The sequence below is a fragment of the Chloroflexus sp. MS-G genome, assembly GCF_000735195.1.
GTDB lineage: Bacteria > Chloroflexota > Chloroflexia > Chloroflexales > Chloroflexaceae > Chloroflexus.
In genome coordinates, this window is record NZ_JPIM01000072.1 from 1 (window position 1) to 24,733 (window position 24,733).

Sequence of the window (24,733 nt, forward strand, 5' to 3'; positions counted from 1 at the left end):
GCAGTGCGGGAGAGGGGCCGGGGGTGAGGGTGCCCACAGTGCGGGAGAGAGGCCGGGGGTGAGGGTGCCCACAGTGCGGGAGAGGGGCCGGGGGTGAGGGTTACCCCCGCACCCTCCCGCTCCCCCTAGAAGCCTATCCGAAATATCCTGTTGTAGAAGCAGATCGGTTGAGGTACAGCGGCGCTGCGCCTGTACATCAGGATACACTCGTGGGGATATGGTGTCATCTTGTCCCATCCGGCAACTTCTGCGGCATCAGATGATCGTTCATTGTGTTCCATCCATCGATGAGTTTCATCTGTGGGCTGTAAGGCAATGATCTCGGATAGGCTCTTACAGGATGCGGGCCAGAGGCCCGCGCTCCCAGGTTAGTAGAATTGGCCGCATACGCCAGAAACTGAAAACCCTGCACGGATCTAGCTCTGTGCACCTACCTGTCGCAACCAGGGAAGGAGAATATCAAGAAAGGCTTGAGGCGTTTCATCAAAGGGGCAGTGACCGCTGTCAGGAATGATCTTGATCTCGGCGTGCGGAATCATGCGCTGCTTGATAATCTCGGCGTGAGCCGGTGGGATCGAGCGATCTTCGGCACCCCAAATGAGTAAAGTGGGCTGCCGAATTTCACCTGGCTTCAGATCAAGCACCAGATTGGTAAACTCGCGACTGACTTTCAGGTACGATCCCGCTCCATAACGTCGTAGCGGGCCACTGAATGTTTCTACCAACTCAGGTGTAACACATTCCTTGCGATGGTATGCCGATAGCAGCCCTTGCCGTACTCCCCATCGATTCCCGAACACGCCAGCCAGTGCCTCGCCTATAAACGGCGAACCAATTGCGTCAAGCATCAGTCGATCAAAGGCATTTAACGGACGAGCCTGTAATTGGGCGCCTGAACTATTTACTAACACCAGCGCCTGGACCTGTTCGGGATAGGCGCGAGCCAGGTGCGCACTGACAACGCCTCCCATCGAGTGCCCGATCACCACTGCCGGTTGACCAATGACGTCACGAATGAAGGCGGCTGCCTGCGCTGCCCAACGTTCACGACTTGGCCGTCCCGATGGGCGGGCAGAATAGCCAAAATAGTAGAGGTCGATGGCATAAAGGGTATGCTCACTGGCGATGGGCCGCATTATCGGACGCCAGTGCTCTATCAGAGCACCGTAGCCGTGAATCAAGAGCACCGGTAGTCCCTGCACCGGTGATGATTTCCAGACCCGCATGAAGCCGTCAGTACCTCTGTGATATTCTTCGCGGATTTCAAACTTCCGCACTGTATCAGTCTCGGCTTGCATGACCATGATCAATCCCTCGCTTGCATAAACTATTAGAAACAGCAAACGTGGTTTGCATAATATCAGCATACCACGTTTGCAAATATTTTGCACAGATTTTTCCAAATCATTCCTCGCGCAAACGGAGGGAAATGTCGCCCGATGTTGTCTCCACTTTCAGCATCGTTTGCCCTTGACCAAAGGTTGCCGTTAGCGAGCGTGCGCTAGCCTGTTGATCGGCGAATTGGACCGGTAGACTGATCCGCCCACTCACGGTTGTAATATTTATCCGGGCATCGAGTGGTTTGCTGAGGGTAAGTTCAACATCGCCAGAGATAGTTACCATCTCTTGCTGTTCACTTGCCAGTTGACCGGTGAAACGGATGTTACCGCTGGTTGTTTCAACGCTTATCTGATTCGCTCCCTCGGCCTCGATAGTGACATCGCCGGAGATCGTGATGATGCGTGCAGTGCTATACTTCCCACGCAGTGCCACATCACCCTCGGTTGTTTCTACGCGCACGTCGGTAAATTGCCCAACCGCTTCCAGATCGCCACTTACCGTCACAATGCGCAGTGAACCATCGTGGTTACGCACCTCAATATCACCGCTCGTCGTCTCGATAGTCAACTGGCCGTTCGTGTCACTGGCAACCACATCACCGCTGATCGTCGTAATGTCACCGTTCGACACAACTTGTCGTAACATCACATCGCCCGATACCAGTCCGACGTTAAAGGTCACATCGGGTGGGAGCGCCAATTCCAGACGAGCATACGGATCACGACCGAAATGCCACATTATCTGAGGCTGATGACGCACATGCACGTATAGAGTATCACCACGCTGTTCAACCTCGATGGTCACCTGCGTTGCCGCTGCAGCCGCAGCCTGCGTCGCCCAACCGAAACCATGTCGCTCGCCACTCAAGATCACTTCTTCACCAGTGGTACCAGACAAGATCACCTGATCGTTGATACCTGTCACTTCAACCCGACTAACCGCAAAACGTTGGGCAGATATGCTCTCAGCAATACTAGCGCTGGCGAGATTAAGATTGATTCCAGCAATCGTACCGCGACTCACCAGCTCAAAAAGGAACCAGCCAAGACCACCTAGAATAAGAATGATACCGAGTAACCGTCTCCGTAGGAGGTGGCCGGGCAGAGACTCTGGTTGTGATGGTAGATCAGTTTGTTTCATCGGTTTTTCCTGCTCATCTTTCATTGTTTCCCTTTCATCACATCCGACGTTGCGATCATAGCGAGAGTTGCAAATACGCTGTGGCAAACAGCATGGCCAAGACCCATACCAGAAAACGCATGCTCGTCCATGATGCCAGTCGCGGCACCGGTAGGGGCGGGAGCGCCAATGTGCTCATGCGGTAGGGCAACGGTTTTCTTGTCTACCGTATGATAAGAACTAAAAGAATCCGGCAACCTCGAAAAGCACCGGTTACGATGCTCCACCAGATAGGCTTTCGCATCGGGATTGCTGTGAATTAGAACGGAATTCCATCTCATTTTTAACGCTCTCATAGGGGCAACTTAGGCTAGAATACCTGTGAGGGTGTGTTTGCAAGCACCATTTTTGAGGATATAATCAGCACATGCCTATTTTAATTGATGGACACAACCTGATCGGCCAAATGCCTGATATCGATCTTAGTGATCCGGATGACGAAGCCAAACTGGTTGCAAAGCTGCGTCGCTATGCCGCCAAAAAACGTGGTCGCAAAATCGTAGTCGTGTTTGATAGAGGTGTGTACGGTCATCCGCAGAATCTCAACGGCTACGGAGTTGAGACACGGTTCGTCAAACCACCGCAGAATGCCGATCAGGAGCTGATTCGCCAGATTCGTGCCATTCGTCGCCGTGAAGAATGGCTGGTGGTTTCATCAGATCGGGCAGTGGTCGGTGAAGCACAGGCTCGTGGCATCCGGGTGATGTCTTCTCAAGAGTTTGCCCACCGCTTACAGATGCTTGATCAGCCACGGGTGAATGCCCGTGATAAGCGGGGCGACCGCCCTCTTAGTAAAGCAGAGATCGAAGAGTGGCTCCACTTCTTTGGAGTTGATGAGGATGAAGATACGCTCTACTATTAACTAACGCTATGCTAGACCCGATTACCGAACAGAATCGTCGTTCCTGGAACGCTGTCGTACCGGTGCATATCAGTCACCACGCCGATGAAGCCACGTTTCTACGCAATGGGGGATCGACCCTGTTTCCTGAAGAAGTCGCACTGCTTGGCGATGTGCGTGGTTGTCGATTGCTGCACCTGCTCTGCAATACCGGCGCCGACAGTCTCTCGCTGGCAGCGCAGGGAGCAATCGTAACCGGCGTTGACCTCAGCGATGCGGCTATTACTCACGCACGAACATTAAGTGCTGCCAGTGGTATCCCAGCTACATTTGTTCAAGCCGATGTCTACGAATATCTGGCCAGCGCGACCGCAGCAAACCTGCAATTTGAGCGAATCTACGCCGGTTACGGGGTTATCTGCTGGCTACGCGACCTCGCTGCATTTGCCAATGGTGTTGCAGCGCTGCTTACTCGTGGTGGGCGCTTTGTGTTAATGGAGTTTCATCCGGTTTCAAACATGTTCACCCCTGATTGGCAACTGGCCTACGATTATCCACAGCACGGTCAGGCGTTAACCTTGCCAGGCGTCGGGGATTATGTTGGTGCCGCTGAAGGTGGGCTATCGCCATCGGGATTTTCACCCGGCATAAGCAATTTTGTTAACCCAGAACCCTGTACGCTCTACCGCTGGGGAGTAGGCGAGGTTGTGACCGCATTTGCTCAGGCTGGCTTACATATACGCGCATTCCATGAATACTGTTATGTCAATGGTGAGCGACCATTTATGCGAATGGTGGCGCGAGACGGGCGCCGTATGTTTCCCCCTGCCGACATACCGAATATCCCGCTGATGTACGGTCTGGCCGTAGAAAAGGACACTGCTTATGCATGATTGGGGAATCGGACATGACCGCATTATTTTAAGCGGTATGCAATTTATCGGCTACCATGGCACACGTCCAGAGGAAAACCGGCTCGGACAGCGATTTGTTGTGGATGTTGCGGTACAGCTCGATCTGCGCGAGGCAGGACTGAGCGACGAACTAAGCCAGACAGTCGATTACAGCCAGATTCATGATCGCGTTCGCGACATTGTTTGCGGCCCACCGTTCAAACTCACCGAGGCGGTTGCCGAACGGATCGCTACAGCCATTTTGCACGATCATCCGCCGATTGTGGCAGTAGCAGTACGGGTAACAAAACCAGGAGTACGGTTAGGCGAGACTATCCTCGCCGGTTCAGTGGTAGAAATCGTGCGCCGAAGATGATGCGTCCTCGTGTTACGCTGTGTTTTGCCCAAACACTCGACGGACGGGTCGCTGCTATTGATGGTAGCTCACAGTGGATTAGCGGATCAGAGTCGCTGCGCTTTTGTCACTCTCTACGAGCAAACAGTGATGCAATTATGGTTGGTATTGGAACAGTGCTGCGCGATAATCCACGGCTTACCACACGGCTGGTAGAGGGACCTGATCCGCTACGGGTTATTGTTGATACCCATCTGCGCACGCCGCTTAACGCGGCTGTGATCCGCGACGGTGCGGCACGTGGTACGGTGCTGGCGTGTACCACAGCAGCAACCGCTGATCGACGCGCTGCGTTCCAGGCCTGTGGCGCAACCATCCTGACCCTCCCAGAAGCTGCTGGAGGTGGAGTCGATCTGGCTGCACTCCTTACCGCCCTGGGTGAACGAGGCATTGCTACGGTTATGGTCGAGGGTGGTTCACGAATCATCACCAGTCTGTTGCGCGCAAAACTGGTTGATGCCGTAGCAATCACGATTGCACCGTTAATTCTCGGCAGCGGGCCAACGGCGATTGGCGATCTAGGTATTCCGACGCTGAGTCAGGCACTGAAATTCGCCAATCCCACCTGGACACCATACGGGGTTGATGTTGTGCTTGAAGGGAAACTGGTGTACGAGAATGTGTGAGTAAATGAGGCCAACGAACGATCACTATGAGACCACTTACTGCACAAGCCATCTGGTTTACCGCACCGCATACTGTCAGCATCCGTGAGGAGACCGTACCACCACCCACAGCCGGCGAGGTGCGTATTGCCACCATTGCTTCGTTCATCAGCCACGGTACCGAACGGCTCGTCTATCGCGGCGAGGTCGAACCAACGCTTGCACTCGATCTGCCAACGCTGCGGGGTAGCTTTGCGTTTCCGATCAAATACGGTTACGCTATCGTTGGCAATGTAATCGATGTTGGGCCAGAGGTTGAGCATCTTCGGATCGGCGATCCGGTTGTTGCCTTACATCCTCATCAAACAATATTTACTATCCCTGCTCATCTGGTCAAACAACTACCTACCTCTCTCCCGCCAGAAGCTGGTGGATTCTACGCCAACGTCGAAACTGCGCTCACCATTTGCCACGATGCGGCTCCCCGTCTGGGCGAAACGGTTGTCGTTTTGGGGCAAGGTGTGATTGGGTTACTGGTCACGCAACTCTTGCAGCGCGCCGGCGCCCACGTCATCGCCGTCGAACCCGACGACACCCGCCGCGCATTGGCAGAGCGATTCGGCGCTTTGACCCTCGCCTACGCCGATCAAACGACTATCGCCGACCTCACCGACGGTCGGGGGGCAGATATTGTGATTGAAGTCAGTGGCGCACCATCTGCACTACAACAGGCAATAGAGCTAACCGCCGTTGAGGGGTTGGTCGTGGTCGCATCGTGGTACGGCCAGAAACCGGTCACGCTCACGTTGGGTGGACACTTTCACCGTGGTCGGGTACGGTTGCGTTCCTCACAGGTTGGTCGGCTGGCTCCTGAAACGTATCCACGCTGGGACTATCATCGTCGTAGTCGCACGGTCATCGAACTGCTGCCGCAGTTACGTTTGACCGAACTTATCAGCCATCGGTTTCCATTTACACAGGCAGCGACAGCGTACACCTTGATCGATCAGGCCCCAGCAGGTCTAGTGCAGGTGATGTTGCAGTATGAGTCGCTATAACTGCGGAACATCCACCCCAACCGCCTCCTCATAGAACAAAACATATCGAACAGAAGTGATAACAGACTATTTTGATGGCGAGCAGCATCAGAATGCCGGAGGAAAGGGCCAGTTCCTGCTGAGAAACATCTCTGAAAGGAGACCACTATGTACGAAGTCGGCATATCCGCACAGTTTGAAGCAGCTCATCGGTTAGAAGGCAACTTTGGCCCGGCTACTCGGATGCATGGCCATACGTATCGCATTGAAGCGATTGTCACCGGAAATCATCTGCATCCTGATGGAACACTGTTTGACATCACACGCCTGCAAGATGCAGTCAACGCAATCGTTGCCGATCTACACTACCGTGATCTGAGTACCGTTGAAGGTCTGCAACACATGAATACCACTGCCGAAAATGTTGCCCGATACTGCTGGGAACGGATTGCGCCGGCAGTCCGTGGTGTTGGCTTGCAAACCTTGACGGTGCGTATCTGGGAAAATCCACAGGCGTTTGCCAGTTACAGTGCCGCGCTGGAGAGATAGAGGGTATGACGCTAAACCTCGCCTTCCTTACCGTCGGTAATCCTGATCGCCGTACCGGTGGCTACCTGTACCACCGCGAAGTTTTTCGCCGCTGGCATGCATGGGGACAACCGGTTGATGAAATTGTGCTGGGGCCAGCAGATGTAGCCGGACAACTCGCGGCCAGGGCACAGGTGGGGCGCCGTATTGATCCAAGTCGCTACGATGTTCTAATCATTGATGCACTTGCCCGTGTGGTAGTTGCACCGTGGATCGATTCCTGGCGCACATACCGACCAATCGTCGCTCTCATCCACGAGCTACCTACGATTGCTGGCGCCAACGATCTATACGAATACGAATGGGAACGAACCCTGCTCCGCGCCGATGTCCTAGTTACCGTCAGTGATGAAGGTGCAATGGCCCTGATCGAGCGTGGCGCCGATCCAACCCGCATGTATATCGCATCTGGCGGTTGTGATCGTTTGCGAAACTTTATACCGACGAATCTGCCCCGTGAAACGCTGGTCATCTCTGTTGGGCAGTGGATACCGCGCAAAAACGTAGCCCACCTGGTGCGATCCTGGGACCAAATCGCGCCTACCACCTGGCGACTCGAATTGATCGGTGAAACTGATGCCGATCCTGACTACGCAACAGAAGTCTGGCAGGCAATACGACACTGCTCAGCACCGGTTATCGTGCGTGGTGTATTACCTGACGACAAGCTGGCCGAATGTTACGCCCGTGCAAGTATTTTCGCCCTGCCATCACGATTTGAGGGGTATGGCCTGGTCTTTGCCGAAGCGCTGGCGTGCGGCTTACCGGTCATTGCCGGCGCCGTTGGCCCCGTACCGACGCTGGTTGGCAACGGTGGCATCCTGGTACCGCCTGACGATGAACAGGCACTGGTGAACGCCTTGCGCACCGTTATGGCTGATCCGCTCCTACGTCAGCATCTGAGCGAGGCGGCCCAACAAAGGGCTGCCTCGTTACCGCGATGGGACGAAACTGCCCAACGGCTACTGACAGCCGTTACATACGCTTTTACACGCTAACCACAAAACCTAACAAAATGTTCATATTCTTTGCGAGACGCTAGCCCAAATGGTACAGTGGAGACGGTGTCAGCCTCGCACGCCTGTGACGATCAACTACAAGCTCAATAGGAGCCATCATCATGATCAAAATTGCCAGGATCATCATCGGCACCACCCTGATTGTTTTGCTATCTGCCTGTGGTGGAGGAACAACCGGCAACACCTCACCCTCACCGACTGTCGAAGAGACGCGACCTACCCGCACCCCACGACCGGCTGCCAGCAATCCCTCACCGACCGCCAATCCGTCACCCGCTGCTCTACCCACGACCGCTAGCGTTGGCACTTCCGAACGTCCACCCGTTATCAACACCCAAACCGACTTCCGTGGCCTGGGGAACGTCCAGGTTGAGATGAACATGGCAGGTGTTGCGAGAGAGGAAGGCAAACCAGAGGAGCCTTTTAACCTTCTGATACGTCAGATCATCCTCGAAAACGGGGATCGGAGTCTCACTATTGAAAGCACATCATCCGATAGTCGTCTCGTTCGCATCACCACTATACAAATCGGTGGCGAAACGTACCAGTATTCAGAAGAAGGAAATCAACAATTCTGTTTCTCGATGGGGAGCATGGCAGACCTGTTTGAGGGGAGTATGCTCACCCCTGATCAACTGATCGGCAATCTGGAGAGTGCACAGCTCGTTGAACGTGGCGTTCAGGTCAACGGTTTTACGACTAATCGCTATACCTTCTCCGTCAAAGAACAAACGGCGAATTACCAGGGTGAAGCGAAAGGTGAGATTTGGGCGGCAAGCAATCCGGCAATTGTGGTACGCCACGTCGGAGAGTTAATCGGCACGATTACCGGCATTGCGGAGGAAAATGGCACCGCACCTCTCCCAAGCCAACTAAGCAATCTGCGCTGGGAGTACAACGTTACCAGACTGGAAGCCAACACCACACTTTCGTTACCTGAAGCCTGTGCGCAGCAACAAGCTGCTAGCGCCGACATTCCGCTTCCCCCGAACGTGAGCAATCAGGCACGTATGGGAGATCTGATTAGCTTTGAAACGGCCGACTCACCGGAAAACGTTGCTACCTTCTACCAGACCGAGATGGCAGCAAAAGGCTGGCGTGCCGGTAACAGTAGTCAATATGAGAACACCTACCTGCTGACATTCACCAAAGACGGTCGTGAGGTTTCGATTACGATCTCCGTTATCGATAAAAAGACGATGGTCATCATCACTATCAGCTCATCGTAACGAGATAACGGGTGCATAGTAATTCTCCCCCTTACCTTCCCCCTACCTCCTTCCTCTCCCATAAGGGGTGAGGAAGGGGGAGCGAGAGTTGCGACGCCGGGAAGACCTAGGCCCGCACCGAGCTTCTGCGATCCCACGACGAGCGGCAGGGGGAGCGGGAGGCAAGGTGTGGGATTCGGAATCGACACCGAAAAGAACGCTGAGCTTCAGAGTACCTGCTCCACATATCTTCGCGTTAAACGACATTTCTTCCCGCTTGCCCCTCGAGTCAGTACCAAAATCATGAACTACCAAAGTACTATTGCAAGTTTATACACAACAGTAGTATAATCCTTTGTTGTATGTCTCAAAACTTTACATATACACAAATGTATGAGTACAATCTGGTTTCGTGGCATACTTGACACCTGGTTCGATGACAAAGGGTACGGTTTCATTACGCCTGACACAGGGGGAGAGGAAGAGAGGGTATTCGTCCACATTACCGCTTTTAGTAAAATAAATCGTCGCCCTCGGGTAGGAGACATTGTTACCTATACCACCGCAACTGATAGAGATGGAAAAATTCGTGCCGATTATGCCTGGATTGAAGGGGTTTCAGCACGACCTCGGAACTTTTATCACCAGCGAAAAACCCGTCAATCCCGAAGTATGCTTGATATGCTCTTGGTGGCCGCTATTATTGTGCTGTTTTTCGTTGCTAGCGGCCTAGTTGTAACCATCCTGGCTGGCGACACTGTCCAGACTACCATCACGCAAATCTTTGCGAAGCGTCCGGGTCCACCAGAATGTGTGATTAAAGGCAATATCTCCATCGAAACCGGAGAGAAAATCTATCATCTCCCAGGTATGAAAGACTACGACAGAACCAGAATTAACGAACGATACGGAGAACGCTGGTTCTGCACTGAAGAGGAAGCAATCAAAGCAGGTTGGCGGAAAGCCGGTAGATGAGTTTATGCTAGTTCAGGATTTATCTTTGAGCAGCATCACATGCTGGTGATGGTGCAATAGGATCAAGGTCTATGAGCAACCTCTGTCGCATTGGCGTTTTCTACGACGGTTCCTATTTTGCGTATGCACAATCGCATTATTACGCGGTGCAACGAGTGGGATGGCTCTCATTTCCACCATTCCACCGGCTTATCGAGCAGTTCATCAGCAGGAAAGAACAGCGCTACGCGATGCACCGAATCGTGTACGCGAGCTGGCATCAAGGTCTCTTTCCTTCATCGCAGACTACAGAAAAACAGTTCCAGGTTGAACGGAACCGTCATATCGACCTGATGCACGCCGGTATCGAAGTGAAATATACACCAATGGCTCCCAACGGTCATGAGAAAGGCGTCGATGTTGCGCTGGCGATTGACGCGATGGAAAAGGCACTAGAAGGAAAAATTGATGTTGCGGTTCTGGTTTCAGGCGATGGCGACCTTGTGCCGTTGGCCCGTGCGCTGATGAAACATGGGATACGGGTTGGCGTCTTCTACTTTGAGTACGAGTCACCACAGCGCAACAGTACTGCTAACCAACGGCTGTTGAGGGCATGCAACTACTCCTTCGATGTCGGTAGCCTGGCAAATCATCCGAGCACCGTCGAGGTGTTCCATAGCCTGTTCTCGCGCCCACCACAAGCAACGGCAGAAGTGGCATCGTAAGGACGGTGGACGGTACAGGGATGGGCAACGTTGTCTGGGCCTGTCATGCGAAGAGTGCCTAGCCCCCCGTCGGAGATGACGGATTATGGTCACAGTGGGGAGGAGTCTGGAAGGCATCGGAACCTCTCCCCTATGCAGGTGTCCCATAGACCGCGTCGCGGAGCAAGAACGGGGGCTGACCGTAGAGACCACCGTTGGTACAGGTAGCAGCACATCCCAGCACACGCTATAGTCGTAACAAGCCTTACGGGTTCACAAATTCCGGTTGACAAACTGCGAAGTGTGTGGTATCCTCATCGCGGATCAGGAATTTAGGCAAAGAGTACAAATCTATGACTGCTCGCTTTGTAAGCCTTATCCTTCTCGTACTCGTACTCCTCCTTAGCCTTATCGGCGGGTGGAGCAGACGTGTTTAGGGAGGGGAAGGACGCAAAGCCCTAGTGCAGGATGCAAGACTGAACCTCCCGATGTTCGGGAGGTTTTTTAGTACCCTTGTGAGGTTGATGTTGCGGCTTATGAACTATATCGTACACCTGATGCGACAGCCGCAACCGATGCTCGTGCCGGTTGTATCCGTCCGGCAGCTTGTGTATCCGACAGTTCACCGCCGTCGTACCGACGCATCGCTCCGCGCTCGGTCACTCACATCGCGGTGAGTAGCGGCGAAAAGCCCCACTGCTGTGGCCCGTTGGTTGGCGACTCGGTCGTTATAGAAGGTCGAGCGCAATACAGCGCTTAAGACCACTTGTACGTCTGTGTCTACAAGGGTTGTATATTCGCACGTTCATTGTCACAGGAGTAGTCCGATGACCAAACCACTCACCGGTGCCCAGATTATGTGTGAGGCCCTCATCCGCGAGGGGGTCGAAGTGATGTTCGGAATTCCCGGCGGTGCAATTATGCCCTTTTACTACGCGATGTGGGATTACCGAGACCGGCTGCGCCATGTGCTCTGCCGCCACGAGCAAGGCGCTGGTCATGCCGCTGAAGGGTATGCCCGTGCTACAGGCAAAATTGGCGTCTGCATCGGTACCAGCGGCCCCGGCGCTACTAATTTAGTGACACCTATCGCCGATGCGATGATGGATAGTACCCCCTTGCTGGCAATCACCGGTCAGGTCGGGAGCCACGTCCTTGGTAAAGATGCGTTTCAGGAGACCGACATCACCGGTATCACAATGCCGATCACCAAACACAACTACCTGGTGAAGAATGTCGATGAGCTACCTTACGTCTTCAAAGAGGCTATTTACATTGCCACAACCGGCCGACCTGGCCCGGTCTTGATCGACATCACAAAGGATGCGATGCAGAAGACAACAGTGCCCAATTGGGATATTAAGCTCAACCTGCCCGGTTATAAACCAACCTATCAGGGGAATCGCCGTCAGATTCGTGAAGCGATCAAGCTGTTGATCAGTGCGAAGAAACCTTTGATTATCGCCGGTCACGGGATTATTATGTCCGGCGCCCATCGCGAACTGCAAGAGTTCGCCGAACGCTTACGCATTCCCGTGATTACCACACTGCATGGTATTGGCGCGATCCCTGAAAATCATCCTTTGTGTATCGGTATGCCCGGTATGCACGGTTGGGTTCACGTAAACCGGGCCATTCAGGAATGCGACGTCCTCTTCAACATTGGTGGTCGCTTTGATGACCGGGTGACCGGCAAAGCCAGCACGTTTGCCCCTCATGCCCGCATTATTCACGTTGACATCGATCCTTCAGAAATCGGGAAGAATGTACGGGTTGATGTACCGATTGTCGGTGATGCCCGCCTTGTCTTGCAGGCCCTGCTTGAAGACTTGCCACCACCAAGCGAGCTGGCCGAGTTGCATACGCATGCCTCGGATTGGATGGAACATATCCGTGAAATGCAAGATAAGCATCAGGGTAAGCAGCAGTACAAGAATCGGGCTGCGATGGCTAATATGGCCTTACCACCGCACGATGTCTATGAGGCGTTAAGTCGTACCCTCAATGCCCGCGGCAATTACCGGGTCGTTACCGATGTTGGTCAGCACCAGATGTGGGCAGCGCAGTTGATCGATTGGAACGCTGGCCCACGCACGCACATTACATCGGGTGGCGCCGGCACGATGGGCTTCGCGGTACCGGCAGCGTTGGGCGTGGCAATCGCCTGCCCCAACGATACCGTCTGGGCTATCGTGGGCGACGGTGGCTTCCAGATGACCAACCAGGAAATGGCAACGATTGTGCAGGAAGGGCTAAAGAATATCAAGGTAGCGGTGATCAACAACGGTTACCTGGGAATGGTCCGGCAGTGGCAAGAGTTGTTCGAGCACAAACGCTACAGCGGTACCCCCCTGTCAGGCCCCAACTTTGCAAAACTGGCCGAAGCCTACGGCTGGAAGGGGCTGACGGTAGAGCGCAGCGAAGATGTGCAAGATGCAATTGACGAGGCCTACGCGACCGACGGACCGGTACTGATCGACTTCCGGGTTGAGCGTGAAGTCAACGTCTTCCCGATGGTACCGCAGAACAAGTCAATTGGTGAGATGATCCTCTCGGAATCACAAGCGTAGCATGCAACAGCGACCGTAATCTCAGGAGTTGTACATTATGAAAACGCATACCATCGTTGCCCTTCTACAAGATCGACCCGGTGTCCTGAGTCGCGTGATTGGATTGATCCGCCGCCGAGGCTATAACATCGAGAGTCTGGCCGTCGGACATAGTGAAACCCCCGGTGTTAGCCGTCTCACGCTGGTCGTTGAATCAGAAGACGTTGAGCAGGTAGTAAAACAGCTCTACCGGTTAATTGAAGTGATCAAAGTCAGTGATGTCACCGATGATCCGACGGTCGAACGCGAAATGACAATGATTAAGTTGCATGCACCGCCAGCCGTGCGCCACGAGATTATCTCGATGTGCAGTGTCTTTGGGGCGCGGATCGTCGATGTAGGTACCAATACGATGATTATCGAGATGACCGGTACACCGGGCAAGGTCGAGAATTTTATCGAAGTGGTACGTCCTTACGGTATCAAAGAGATGATGCGCACCGGACGTATTGCCATGGTACGCGGTACGCGCGGTCATAACGCCAGTGAGTATGTAGAGCCGACAACGAACGGCGCTACGGTACCGGTACTGAACTAGCTTTGTGATCATCTGAGACGCCCACAGTGGGCGTCTCAGTGGTTTCTCAAGTCTATCGCAGGCGACGCTGATCGGTCGCCCAAGAGTGAGGAATTGAACCGTTATGGCAGAACTCTATTACGACAATCAGGCTGACCTCAACCGTTTGAAGAACAAACCGATTGCCATCATTGGCTTTGGTAGCCAGGGGCATGCCCATGCCCGTAACCTCGCCGACAGTGGTCTCGATGTGCGCGTTGGTCTGTATCCAGGCTCGAAGAGTTGGGCCAAGGTTGAAGCGGCTGGCCTGAAGGTTATGACAGTTGCAGAAGCCGCCCGTGAAGCCCAAATCGTGATGATACTAACTCCCGACATCGGTCAAGCTGAACTCTACCGCGAGCATATTGCACCGGCAATGGAACCCGGAAAGACATTGATGTTCGCACACGGCTTCAATATTCGCTTTGGTCAGATCGTGCCTCCAAAGGGAATTGACGTCAGTATGGTCGCACCAAAGGCGCCCGGTCATCGCGTGCGTGAGGTGTTTGTTCAGGGCGGTGGCGTACCGGCATTGATCGCGGTCGAGCAAGATGCAACCGGCGGTGCGTTCGAGGACGCTCTGGCTTACGCCAAGGGCCTGGGCTGTACCCGTGCTGGCGTGTTGCGGACAACCTTCGCCGAAGAGACGGAGACCGATCTGTTCGGTGAGCAGGTTGTGCTCTGTGGCGGAGTGAGCGCGCTGGTCAAAGCTGCTTTTGAGACCCTGGTAGAGGCCGGGTATCAGCCAGAGGTTGCCTATTTCGAGTGTATGCACGAGCTGAAGCTGATCGTTGACCTCTTCTATCAGGGTGGCCTCAACTACATGCGCTATTCGGTGAGTGATACTGCTGAGTGGGGTGATTACACTGCCGGCCCGAAAATTATCACCGATCAAACGCGGGCGGCTATGCGTCAGATTCTGGCCGACATCCAGAGCGGTGCCTTCGCCGAAGACTGGATCGAGGAAAATCACAACGGACGCCCGCGCTTCAATGCGTATCGTCAGGCCGACATCAATCATCCGATTGAACAAATTGGCCGTGAACTGCGCCGTATGATGCCCTTCGTGAATCCGCGTGAGGTTAAACCCGGCGAGGGTGGTGCCTGAGAGTGTATCAGCGTCGTGGTCGGCAATGTTTCGGCCACGACCTGCCCCAGTAACGCAACAGGAGGTACCTATGACCAACACAACTGAACCGAGTGTAGATTACGTCCGTATCTTTGATACAACCCTGCGCGATGGTGAACAGGCTCCTGGCTGCACTATGACGCTGGAAGAGAAATTAGAGGTCGCCCGCCAGTTGGCTCGACTGCGGGTAGACATCATCGAGGCCGGTTTTCCGGCTGCTTCCCCCGGCGACTGGGCAGCAGTGCACGAAATTGCCCGTGAGATCGGTACGCCCGATGGCCCGGTTATCGCGGCGCTGGCCCGCGCCAATCGTGACGACATTGATAAGGCGTGGAGTGCGATCCAACCGGCAGCGAAAAAGCGCATTCACACATTTATGTCAACTTCTGACATTCATCTTGAATACCAATTCCGTAAAACACGCGCCGAAGCCCTGGAGCTGATTCACGAAATGGTCAGCTATGCGCGCTCGCTGTGCGAGGATGTCGAATTCTCGCCGATGGATGCCGGTCGCACCGATCCGCTCTTCCTGCGTGAAGCTGTTGCCGTGGCCGTGGCCGCCGGAGCGACAACCCTCAACATTCCCGATACGGTTGGTTATCTCACTCCTGATGAGTACGGGGCAATGATCCGCGATTTGCGCGAGAATGTACCGGGCATTGAACGTTGCATTCTCTCGACCCATTGCCACGACGATCTCGGCCTGGCAGTGGCTAATTCACTGGCCGGTGTGCGTGCCGGCGCCCGGCAAGTTGAATGTACTATCAACGGTATCGGCGAACGGGCAGGTAATGCCTCACTGGAAGAAGTAGTAATGGCATTGCATACACGCCAACAGTATTACGGCCTGCGTACACGGATTGAGACTCGCGAAATTGCCCGCACCTCGCGACTGGTCAGTAGCTTTATCGGCATACCGGTGCCACCGAACAAGGCTATCGTCGGGGCCAATGCTTTCGCCCACGAATCGGGTATCCACCAGGACGGCGTCTTGAAGTATCGCCAGACTTACGAGATCATGAGCGCCGAGACAGTAGGTCTGGAAAGCAATACGCTGGTGTTGGGCAAGCACTCAGGCCGCCACGCCTTCCGCAAGTATCTTGAAGAAAAGGGCTACCAGCTAAACGAAGAGGAATTCCAGCACGTTTTTGCCCGCTTCAAAGACCTGTGTGACCGGAAGAAGCGGGTTGATGATCGCGACATTGAGGCATTGATCGCCGGTGAGATGCAGCACACACCAGAGTTGTATAAACTCGATCACGTACAATACGCATCGGGTGTCGGCATGATCCCGACGGCAACTGTGCGACTGATCGGGCCTGACGGACAGGCCAAAGTTGACAGCGCTCAGGGTACGGGGCCGGTAGATGCTGTTTATCAGGCGATCAACCGCATCATTCAGCGCCCCAACGAGTTGATCGAGTTCTCGATCAATGCCATCACTGAGGGGCTTGACGCAGTCGCCGAAGTGACGGTGCGCATTCGCGAGCAAGGTTCACCTACCCGATTGAACGAGAGTAGCAGCACTGCAACCAGTCTGACAGGCCGACGTCCAACCCAGCAGATTTTCAGTGGCTACGGGGTACATACCGATACCATCGTGGCTGCGGCCCAGGCGTATATGGCTGCCCTCAATAAGATGCTGGCAGCGCGCCAAGAGCGGATTAAGGCGGAAGCGATGGCCTATTCTGCCGGCTACAGCGGTGAAACGAGTAGTTTGCCGGTTGACATCTTTGGTGGTAGCACGCTCGGCTAGGTTCGATGCAGATTGGGAATGGTGACCACTTTCCTTTCCCTAACCAGAGTACAGAGAAGTGAGCAACAAGCGTGGGTCAATGCGCGCCGCTCACTTCTCTGATTATCGCACCTGTGCTCAATGACAACATCGGATCGGCCTGATTGTAGACACGTATGATGCAAACGATTGCCTATCTTGGCCCACCGGGAACCTTTAGCGAAGAAGCGGCACTTGCTTACGCAGCCGGGCAGGAAGCACGACTGCTTCCTCTGGCGAGTATCCCTGCGGTAGTCACCGCAATTGAAACCGAAGCAGCTACTGTCGGTGTCTTGCCGATTGAAAATCTGCTGGAGGGTAGTGTTAGTTACACACTTGACCTGCTGATCCACGAGACCAACCTGCAAATTGCGGGCGAAATTGTGATTCCAATCCGACAGTACCTGCTGGCCCGTCCTGGATTGCAACTCGGCGACATCAAGGTGTTGTACGCCCACCCACAATCGCTCGCCCAATGTCGGCGCTTTGTGGAACGGTGCTTGCCCGGTGTGGTCACTGTTGCTTCACTGAGCAATTCGGCTGCGCCCGCGGAAGCAATGGCCGATGAGCGCCCGGCGGCTGCAATTGGCACCTTCCGCGCGGCCCAGCTTGTTGGGGCTGCGATTTTGGCCCGTGATATTGCCGACAGTCCACACAACGTTACGCGCTTCATCGTGCTGGCGCGAGAAGACTCGCCGCCAACCGGTGATGACAAGACGAGCTTTTGTTTCGGTTTCACCCGCGAAGATCGACCAGGCAGCCTGGTCACCGCCCTTCAGGAACTGGCAGTCGAACATATCAACATGACCAAACTCGAGTCGCGCCCGACCCGGGCGATACTCGGCCAATACATCTTTTTGGTTGACATCAACGGACACCGCCGCGAACCACACGTTGCCCGCGCTTTAGAGCGGATTCGGCTCCACACTGGGATGCTGAAGATTTTTGGCAGTTATCCGCGCTGGCGTGGTACGAACGGGATTCGTGAGGAACGACGGCAAGGAGAAGAGAAATGAGTAAACCGCGCACCCTGTTCGATAAAGTCTGGGATGCCCATGTGGTACGCCCAGAGACTCCAGAGACACCGGCAGTACTCTACATTGATCTCCATTTGATCCACGAAGTGACTTCACCACAGGCATTTACCGAATTGCGCCAGCGTGGTCTGCGCGTGCGGCGCCCGGATAAAACGCTCGCCACGATGGATCACAGTACGCCGACTACCCCTCGCAATCATTTGGGGATTATTCCGGTCGTCGATCCAATGGCCATCAGCCAGCTTGAACAATTACGTAAAAACTGTGCCGAGTTTGGCATTCCCCTATTTGAGTTAGGTGATGAGAATCAGGGCATTGTTCACGTTATTGGTCCCGAACAAGGGCTAACCCAACCGGGGATGATGATTGTCTGCGGGGATAGTCATACCAGTACTCACGGTGCATTTGGAGCATTAGCATTTGGAATTGGAACCTCGGAAGTTGGTCATGTGCTGGCGACCCAGTGTCTCTTGCAGCGCAAGCCAAAGACGTGCGCAGTACGCATCGATGGTCGGCTTGGCCCTGGGGTAACGGCAAAGGACATTATTCTGGCGCTCATTGCTAAATACGGTGTCGGTGGCGGCACCGGCTATGTGTTCGAGTACATGGGTGAGGCAATCCGCTCACTTTCGATGGAAGAGCGGATGACCATTTGTAATATGAGTATCGAAGGCGGTGCCCGCGCCGGAATGGTAGCACCCGATGACACGACCTTTGAGTATATCGCGGGGCGACCTTTTGCGCCGAAAGGGGCAGATTTTGACGCGGCAGTCGCCCGCTGGCGCACGTTACCCAGTGATGAAGGTGCAGTGTTCGACCACGAATTAACCCTCTCGGCAAGTGATCTGAAGCCGATGATCACTTACGGAACCAACCCCGGCATGGGGATTCCCATTGATGCACCGGTTCCACGACCGGAGGATATGCCCGACGCACGCAGTCGGGCTGCCCTTGATAAAGCGCTGGCCTATATGGGTCTCGAACCGGGCAAGCCATTGTTGGGGCATCCAGTTGATGTGGTCTTTATTGGTTCGTGTACCAACTCGCGGTTATCGGATCTCCGTCAGGCCGCCCAATTCTTCCGTGGGCGTAAGGTTGCCCCCGGCGTGCGCGTGATGGTGGTTCCCGGCTCACAACAGGTTAAGCGGGCAGCCGAAGCGGAAGGGCTGGATCGAATTTTCAAAGAGGCAGGCGCCGAGTGGCGTGAAGCCGGTTGTAGTGCGTGTCTGGGGATGAATGACGATAAGGTTCCGCCTGGCAAGTATGCAATCAGCACCTCGAACCGCAACTTCGAGGGTCGGCAAGGGCCAGGAGCACGCACGATGCTGGCCAGTCCGCTTACCGCAGCGGCAGCCGCAGTGACCGGCGTGGTAACCGATCCGCGAACGTTGTTGAATTAGAAGGAGATCGCTGTGGAACCGATTTCAATGATTACCGGAAAAGCGGTTGTTTTACCGGTAGAAAATATTGACACCGATCAAATTATTCCGGCGCGATTTCTGAAAGTTACCGACAAGAGCGGTCTGGCTGCCGGTCTGTTTGAAGCCTGGCGCTACCGGGCTGATGGTACGCTCAATCCTGACTTCCCGCTCAATCGGCCTGAAGCGGCCGGAGCAACGATACTGATCAGTGGGCGTAATTTTGGTTGCGGTAGCTCGCGCGAACATGCGCCCTGGGCATTACAAGATTACGGCTTTCGCGCCGTTATTGCCCCATCGTTCGCCGACATTTTTCGCAGCAATGCGCTGAAGATCGGGTTGTTACCGGTGACGGTCGAGCAGACGGTCTACGACGAGCTGGTAGCACATTACGCAGTTGATCCCCAAATGCACCTGACCATCGATCTGGCTGCCCAAACGGTCACCCTACCCGACGGTCGCCAGATTAGTTTCCCGATTGATGCGTTTAGCAAATATTGCCTCTTGCACGGAGTGGATCAATTAGGCTTTTTGCTCAATCAAGAGGCGCTCATCGCAGAGTATGAGGCAACGCATCCGCAGCCAGTGGTGACTACTGCATACAGTCGAGGGAAGACGGAAGAGCAGGGGAACGACAGTATGAGCGCTTAGCCGAATAACTCACCGTTACTTTGGGCCTATCCGAAAACTGTCTCACGGTTCAACGGATGCACTCTGTCATCCTGTCAGGAGGGGTGAGGCGGCGCCTCGCCCCTCCTCGTGTTTCGGATTGCCTCCATCGCCGAGGTTCATCAGCCGTGAGGTGATGATAGATGATGGGGCAAGGCGAGGCTTTGCCCCTGTAAAGCTTTTCGATCCAGCAGCAGTGAAGAGAACGGCAAGCGAAACGAGCACTACGGCGCCAGTTTCCTGTTCCAGACAGTGATCTGTTGCCAGGCTCTTCGTTGGTACACCGGTTATGCCCGTCGGCGTGCGATAGGTGGAGATTTCCCACCTGATTGACTGCCTTGTTCTGCACAACAGGGGCTGACAACGCACGCACTCGGCCCACCACAGATGCGTTCAAATCTGGTTTGCAAGCGTGCATGCAACCTGTTTGGCAATAACCTCTTACAGAGTTCTTGCTTTATATGTGCGTCACTATTCGGCGGTTGCTGCGTTATATAATTAGAACTGGCAGCAGCGGGCTGCTTTCGTACATGGTTATCATAGTTTTATGCATCGCCTAGCGTCCTACCTCTTGTTGATTGCCACATTGACCATAGCCGCAACCCCACTGCACGCTCAACCAGCAGCGGGGTGGAGCGTAGCGACGTTCCTGGAGCAACAACCTGGTCCACTGAAACATGTGCGTGTTGAGGGAAAAACTGCTGCCCAGATTATCGAAGAGCAGAGTAATTATTATGGCGTTAGCCCATTTCTCACTCTGGCGTTGTTGGAAGCAACAGCTGGCCTCTTGAGTAACCCATCACCACCTGACGAAGCTCTCGCCACTCCGTTCGGTCAACACGGCCCAGTCGGTTTCACCGAGCAGATAATCTGGGTAAACCGGGAATTACGTGCTGGCTTAGGTCCATATCGCCAACCACCAACTATCCGGTTGCAAGACGGGTTGACACTGACGCTTTCGCTCGACGAACCGGCTGAGTGGATCGCCATAAAACGCTTTCTGGCTCAGGGGCGCGATTCGGCCGCGTGGCTAGCAGCAGTGAAGGCAACTACAGCGGCTCTGCGCACCTATTTTGATGGTCGCTTTGCACCACCGGTTAGTGTACCGTCGGACACCAATGGCTGGCTGCGCGCACCATGGCCATCGGGGACGAAGGTACATCACCTTGCCTATTTTGACCATATGTATCCAATGGTCGATCTAGGAGGTGATGGCAATAATGAGATGATTGATTATCTCGGTCGGCGCAATGTACAGTATAACGGCCACGATGGTCATGATTATGTCTTTCCTGATGCACCATTTTCAACACCAATTCTTGCCGCAGCCGCCGGTACAGCTTACGCATTGCGCGAGGCCCGTGGTTTGGGAGTGGTGATTGTTCATCCAAATGGGTATGAGACGGTCTACTGGCATCTGAGTGCGTTTGCCCCTATCTTTAATGAAGGCAATAGTGTGAAGGTTTCGGCTGGTCAACTGATTGGTATCAGTGGCGCCAGTGGCGTTAGTGGCACACCTCATCTCCATTTTGAGGTTCGACGTTGGGAGGGAGGCATCCGCAAACAGGTTGATCCTTATGGCTGGTTTGGCCCTGGACCCGATCCCTGCCCTACCTATGCCGGTTGCGGCGCCAGTATCTGGCTCTGGCACCCTGATCTGCTCGGCAGCTACGACTTTACACCGCCCGACCATTTGTTACCGGTGCCTGATACAACACCACCGCTTGGTACCATACGGGTTGCCCCGCCTGAGCACGTCTTGCTGTCAGTCAGTTTCGATGGTCACCCCCTCCAGACCATCGGCCAGGGCTTACCTTACATCAACGGTACCCTTCGCTTTGCAGATGGCCGCTTTGGTCAGGCATTGATCAGCGACCGCGCCGAGATTGCATTTCCAACTACCGGGAACCTGAACATTGAACAGGGTACGATCAGTTTATGGGTTGAGATACCAGAGCGCTTTCCAGCCAATAGTCTCAGCCGCCACTACCTGCTTGCCACAAGCGCCGAGCCAACAGGTGCACCGATCTACACCGGTACACTGGCGCTCCGTCGCGATCAACTCGGTCCAAATGGCAGTGCACAATGGACGTTCTGGACAGTTAGCGATGCAACGAGTGGCGAAGACTTGCTTAGTGTACCAGACACCTTAAATCCTGGCTGGCATCACTTTGTCATCAGTTGGGATGCCATCAACGGTAAAAAGTATCTTTACATCGACGGGATGCTGGTTGCCGAACGGAATACAAACGCTTTACCATACATTTCTGGTGCACTTCTTCATATTGGTCGTTTTAGCAGTGGTGGGTCTAGCGCCGGAGTACGTATCGATGAATTGACAATCTTTGACAAGCCACTGGCACTAACCGAAATCGCAGAACTGGTCTCAGCATCGCCATTAACATCAGAACCAGTTGTTGTAACTGACCGGACAATCCGAATTGATACAAACGCAATGGATGATAACGGTGGTATTGTCGCTGTTACGCTCAGCATCAACAGCGAATCGAGCGATCCGCTCCCCTATTACGACAGCTACCGTTGGAGCCTGCCTCCAATTGAAGGAGAGCATATTGTTGAAGTGGAATATCTTGATCGTGCCGGCAACACAACTATTGTCTCGCAGACGGTCGCACTCAACTTGCCACCACAGGCAACCGCAAGAGCGGAATGGCTCGACTCAGCAACAGCTCGGGTGGTTCTCAATGCGAGTGACCACCACCTGCCGCTAGAGATACAACTGAGCGAGACGCCAGATTTCACGAGTGCGGCGTGGTTGCCGTTTGTGCCAGAAGTACGTTGGCGTTGGGAAAGTGCTGAAACACAGCGCCTGTTTGTGCGTTTCCGTGATGCCAGTGGTCAAACGGGTTTACCGATAGAGGTAATACCTGCTTATCACGTTTTTGTGCCACTGACACAGAGATGATGTTGATCGCACACCGAGATCATGGAGTGAACCGCGTGTTTTGAGGCTCTGCCTTGCAGAGTTGTCTCTGAAAAAAACTAGACCGGCAAAGTCAGCTTGACGTGACCCCACTGAAGACGTAGGATAGCGACACATCGCTGTTTCGTGAAGGAGTCGCGCAGGAAACGCTTGAATCGCCCGACGGCTGTGCGCAGCGAGGTGCTGCAGTGCCTGCAGCCAACCTGTCCGCTCTGCGGTGGACCGACCTGGCGACCGGATCCCAATCGCCGACGGATGGTCACGCTGGAGGGGGTGGTCGAGTTGCGCCTGCGCATGCAGCAGTGCCGCACGTCGACCTGCCCACGCTCTCACACACCCTACCGTCCCGAGGCCGAGGGGCGCTAGAGCCTGCCGCAGCACGCGTTTGGCCGTGAGGTCATCGCCGACGTCGGCCGTCTCCGCTCCCAGGAGCACGCCAGCGTCCCTGCGATCCACCAGCGACTCCAGGCCCGCCACCTGCCGATCAGCGAGCGCCGGGTGACCAACGTGCGCGACCGCTCTGATGCGCTGGTGGCACTGCCGCTGAACGACCCGGCCCGGCTCAGGGCGGCGACGCAGGCGGCTGGGAAGGTGGTGCTGGCACGCGATGGCCTGCAGCCGACGGTGGGGAACGACGTCCGCTGGGGAGTGCGCGACTGGCTGTCCGGCGCCATCCTGCTGGCGCGCAGCCTGCTGGCGGCCACCGCTGACGACCGCGCGCCGCTGCTGACTGCGGTCAAGGAGGCGCTTGCCGTCCCAATCGTCGGGGGCATCGCGGATGGTCAGCCGTCGGTGCGCAACGCGATGGCGCAGGCGCTGCCGGATGTGCCGCATCAGCGCTGCCAGTTTCCCTCCCTGCAAGCGGCGGCCACGCTGGTCTGCGAGGCCGATCGGCATGCGCAGCAGGAGCGGAAGAAGCGCCTGCGCGGAGTGCGCCCGATTGCGCGCGCTGGGGCGGAGCAGGACAACCCAGCGGCGACCCTGGTGGGCGGGGATGCGGTCGCCATCCGCAGCGCGCTCAGCGACGATGGGCTGGCCCCGCTCGATGCGCCCGGATTGCGGTTGCAGGAGCGTCTCAGCCAGATCCAGCGCAGCATGCAGGCGCTGGCGCAAAAGGGGGATCGCGTCCGCTGCTGACCAAACTGCTCCGACTGGTCGAGCGAGCATTGGACGAGACCGCCGCGCTGTGGGCGCCAATCCGACGCGCCGACACCCTGGTCTGGCCGGCGGCGACGGTGCTCAACACTGGGGCGGGAGTGCCAGCCGACCAGGTGCAGGCCGCCTCCCTGCGGGTGCGACGACGGATGGGACTGGGGAAGCGACACGGTGGCACGCTGGAAGGTGCGCTGACGCACGTCCTGAAGGTGACGCGCAGCGACGCGCCGGGGTTGTTCCACTGCGATACGCATCGGGACATCCCGCGCACAAATCATGGACTGGCGCAGTGCTTCGGGCAGCATCGTCATCACGAGCGCCGTACGACTGGGCGGAAACGGGGGACGCCCGACACGGTGTTGCGTGGCCCAGTGCGCCTGAGAACGAGTGTCGCCAGCCGGCTGCAGCGCTGGACGGCCGCTGAGTTGGCGCCATCACATGTCGCTGCCTGGCGCGAGGTGCGCCAGGCGGTGCGGGCACGCTTCGCCACCCGTGCGCAGGGTCTGCGCTTCCGCCGCGATCCGGACGCCTATGTGCGCGGCCTGGAGCAGCAGTTTCTCACGTCAGGTTTGCCGGTCTAGAAAAAAAGCTCCTGTTCCCCGGGAGCGCCAGCCTCCGGCCCGCACGCGACCGCCATCCGCGCTCCCTAGGCGCGCGG

The 24,733-nt window shown here is 55.4% G+C and carries 23 protein-coding genes; 20 read left to right on the forward strand and 3 right to left on the reverse strand.

All coding sequences use genetic code 11. From position 1 onward, the window contains the following. Positions 1–416 precede the first annotated feature (416 nt). From JE47_RS0113300 to JE47_RS0113310, 3 genes are all read right to left on the reverse strand, one after another. Complete coding sequence (locus JE47_RS0113300; protein WP_236631238.1) at positions 417–1,298, reverse strand: alpha/beta fold hydrolase; 882 nt, start codon at positions 1,296–1,298, stop codon at positions 417–419. A gap of 106 nt (positions 1,299–1,404) precedes the next feature. Continuing rightward, positions 1,405–2,481, reverse strand: coding sequence for a DUF4097 family beta strand repeat-containing protein (locus JE47_RS0113305; protein ID WP_031460239.1), 1,077 nt, complete (start codon positions 2,479–2,481; stop codon positions 1,405–1,407). Between the two features lie 20 nt (positions 2,482–2,501). Then, positions 2,502–2,816, reverse strand: coding sequence for a hypothetical protein (locus JE47_RS0113310; protein ID WP_152556061.1), 315 nt, complete (start codon positions 2,814–2,816; stop codon positions 2,502–2,504). Positions 2,817–2,887: 71 nt separating this feature from the next. On the opposite strand from JE47_RS0113310, the gene JE47_RS0113315 reads away from it, so the two are divergent. The 20 genes from JE47_RS0113315 to JE47_RS21020 all read left to right on the forward strand — a co-directional run bounded on the left by JE47_RS0113315 (position 2,888) and on the right by JE47_RS21020 (position 24,656). Further along, the gene (locus JE47_RS0113315; protein WP_031460241.1) at positions 2,888–3,382 is read left to right on the forward strand and encodes an NYN domain-containing protein; all 495 of its coding nucleotides are present in this window, start codon (positions 2,888–2,890) and stop codon (positions 3,380–3,382) included. Between the two features lie 8 nt (positions 3,383–3,390). Next, the gene (locus JE47_RS0113320; protein WP_031460242.1) at positions 3,391–4,254 is read left to right on the forward strand and encodes a class I SAM-dependent methyltransferase; all 864 of its coding nucleotides are present in this window, start codon (positions 3,391–3,393) and stop codon (positions 4,252–4,254) included. Next, on the forward strand, positions 4,247–4,630 hold the full coding sequence (folB, locus tag JE47_RS0113325; protein ID WP_031460243.1) for a dihydroneopterin aldolase: 384 nt from the start codon (positions 4,247–4,249) through the stop codon (positions 4,628–4,630). Before JE47_RS0113320 ends, folB begins: the two co-directional genes overlap by 8 nt. After that, entirely contained in the window at positions 4,627–5,295 is a 669-nt protein-coding gene (locus JE47_RS0113330) for a RibD family protein (protein WP_031460244.1), read from the forward strand. Before folB ends, JE47_RS0113330 begins: the two co-directional genes overlap by 4 nt. Before the next feature lie 26 nt (positions 5,296–5,321). Beyond that, complete coding sequence (locus JE47_RS0113335) at positions 5,322–6,332, forward strand: zinc-dependent alcohol dehydrogenase (RefSeq protein ID WP_031460245.1); 1,011 nt, start codon at positions 5,322–5,324, stop codon at positions 6,330–6,332. 147 nt (positions 6,333–6,479) lie between these two features. Continuing rightward, the gene (locus JE47_RS0113340; protein ID WP_031460246.1) at positions 6,480–6,860 is read left to right on the forward strand and encodes a 6-pyruvoyl trahydropterin synthase family protein; all 381 of its coding nucleotides are present in this window, start codon (positions 6,480–6,482) and stop codon (positions 6,858–6,860) included. A gap of 5 nt (positions 6,861–6,865) precedes the next feature. Continuing rightward, positions 6,866–7,897 (forward strand): glycosyltransferase family 4 protein, encoded by a 1,032-nt coding sequence (locus tag JE47_RS0113345; protein ID WP_031460247.1) that lies wholly within the window; start codon positions 6,866–6,868, stop codon positions 7,895–7,897. A 122-nt stretch (positions 7,898–8,019) separates the two neighbouring features. Further along, positions 8,020–9,147, forward strand: a complete 1,128-nt coding sequence (locus tag JE47_RS0113350) for a DUF3558 domain-containing protein (RefSeq protein ID WP_031460248.1) — start codon at positions 8,020–8,022, stop codon at positions 9,145–9,147. Positions 9,148–9,519: 372 nt separating this feature from the next. Further along, positions 9,520–10,101, forward strand: coding sequence for a cold-shock protein (locus JE47_RS0113355; RefSeq protein ID WP_031460249.1), 582 nt, complete (start codon positions 9,520–9,522; stop codon positions 10,099–10,101). A gap of 71 nt (positions 10,102–10,172) precedes the next feature. Beyond that, the gene (locus JE47_RS0113360; protein WP_031460250.1) at positions 10,173–10,805 is read left to right on the forward strand and encodes an NYN domain-containing protein; all 633 of its coding nucleotides are present in this window, start codon (positions 10,173–10,175) and stop codon (positions 10,803–10,805) included. Between the two features lie 806 nt (positions 10,806–11,611). Next, on the forward strand, positions 11,612–13,354 hold the full coding sequence (gene ilvB, locus JE47_RS0113365) for a biosynthetic-type acetolactate synthase large subunit (RefSeq protein WP_031460251.1): 1,743 nt from the start codon (positions 11,612–11,614) through the stop codon (positions 13,352–13,354). 37 nt (positions 13,355–13,391) lie between these two features. Beyond that, positions 13,392–13,931: an acetolactate synthase small subunit gene (gene ilvN, locus JE47_RS0113370; RefSeq protein ID WP_031460252.1), complete on the forward strand. Its 540-nt coding sequence runs from the start codon at positions 13,392–13,394 to the stop codon at positions 13,929–13,931. Positions 13,932–14,034: 103 nt separating this feature from the next. Beyond that, positions 14,035–15,057, forward strand: a complete 1,023-nt coding sequence (gene ilvC, locus JE47_RS0113375) for a ketol-acid reductoisomerase (RefSeq protein WP_031460253.1) — start codon at positions 14,035–14,037, stop codon at positions 15,055–15,057. Between the two features lie 70 nt (positions 15,058–15,127). Further along, complete coding sequence (locus JE47_RS0113380; RefSeq protein ID WP_031460254.1) at positions 15,128–16,834, forward strand: 2-isopropylmalate synthase; 1,707 nt, start codon at positions 15,128–15,130, stop codon at positions 16,832–16,834. A gap of 158 nt (positions 16,835–16,992) precedes the next feature. Next, positions 16,993–17,868 carry a prephenate dehydratase gene (gene pheA / locus JE47_RS0113385; RefSeq protein WP_035419478.1) on the forward strand — a complete coding sequence of 292 codons (876 nt, stop codon included), beginning with the start codon at positions 16,993–16,995 and terminating at the stop codon, positions 17,866–17,868. Then, positions 17,865–19,289 (forward strand): 3-isopropylmalate dehydratase large subunit, encoded by a 1,425-nt coding sequence (leuC, locus tag JE47_RS0113390; RefSeq protein WP_031460256.1) that lies wholly within the window; start codon positions 17,865–17,867, stop codon positions 19,287–19,289. The genes pheA and leuC overlap by 4 nt, the downstream gene beginning before the upstream one ends. A gap of 12 nt (positions 19,290–19,301) precedes the next feature. Then, on the forward strand, positions 19,302–19,958 hold the full coding sequence (gene leuD, locus JE47_RS0113395; RefSeq protein WP_051871155.1) for a 3-isopropylmalate dehydratase small subunit: 657 nt from the start codon (positions 19,302–19,304) through the stop codon (positions 19,956–19,958). A 565-nt stretch (positions 19,959–20,523) separates the two neighbouring features. Further along, entirely contained in the window at positions 20,524–22,902 is a 2,379-nt protein-coding gene (locus JE47_RS0113400; RefSeq protein WP_031460258.1) for a peptidoglycan DD-metalloendopeptidase family protein, read from the forward strand. A gap of 516 nt (positions 22,903–23,418) precedes the next feature. Then, on the forward strand, positions 23,419–24,057 hold the full coding sequence (locus JE47_RS21015) for a hypothetical protein (RefSeq protein ID WP_081910033.1): 639 nt from the start codon (positions 23,419–23,421) through the stop codon (positions 24,055–24,057). Between the two features lie 29 nt (positions 24,058–24,086). Continuing rightward, complete coding sequence (locus JE47_RS21020; RefSeq protein WP_051871157.1) at positions 24,087–24,656, forward strand: hypothetical protein; 570 nt, start codon at positions 24,087–24,089, stop codon at positions 24,654–24,656. Positions 24,657–24,733: the final 77 nt, after the last annotated feature.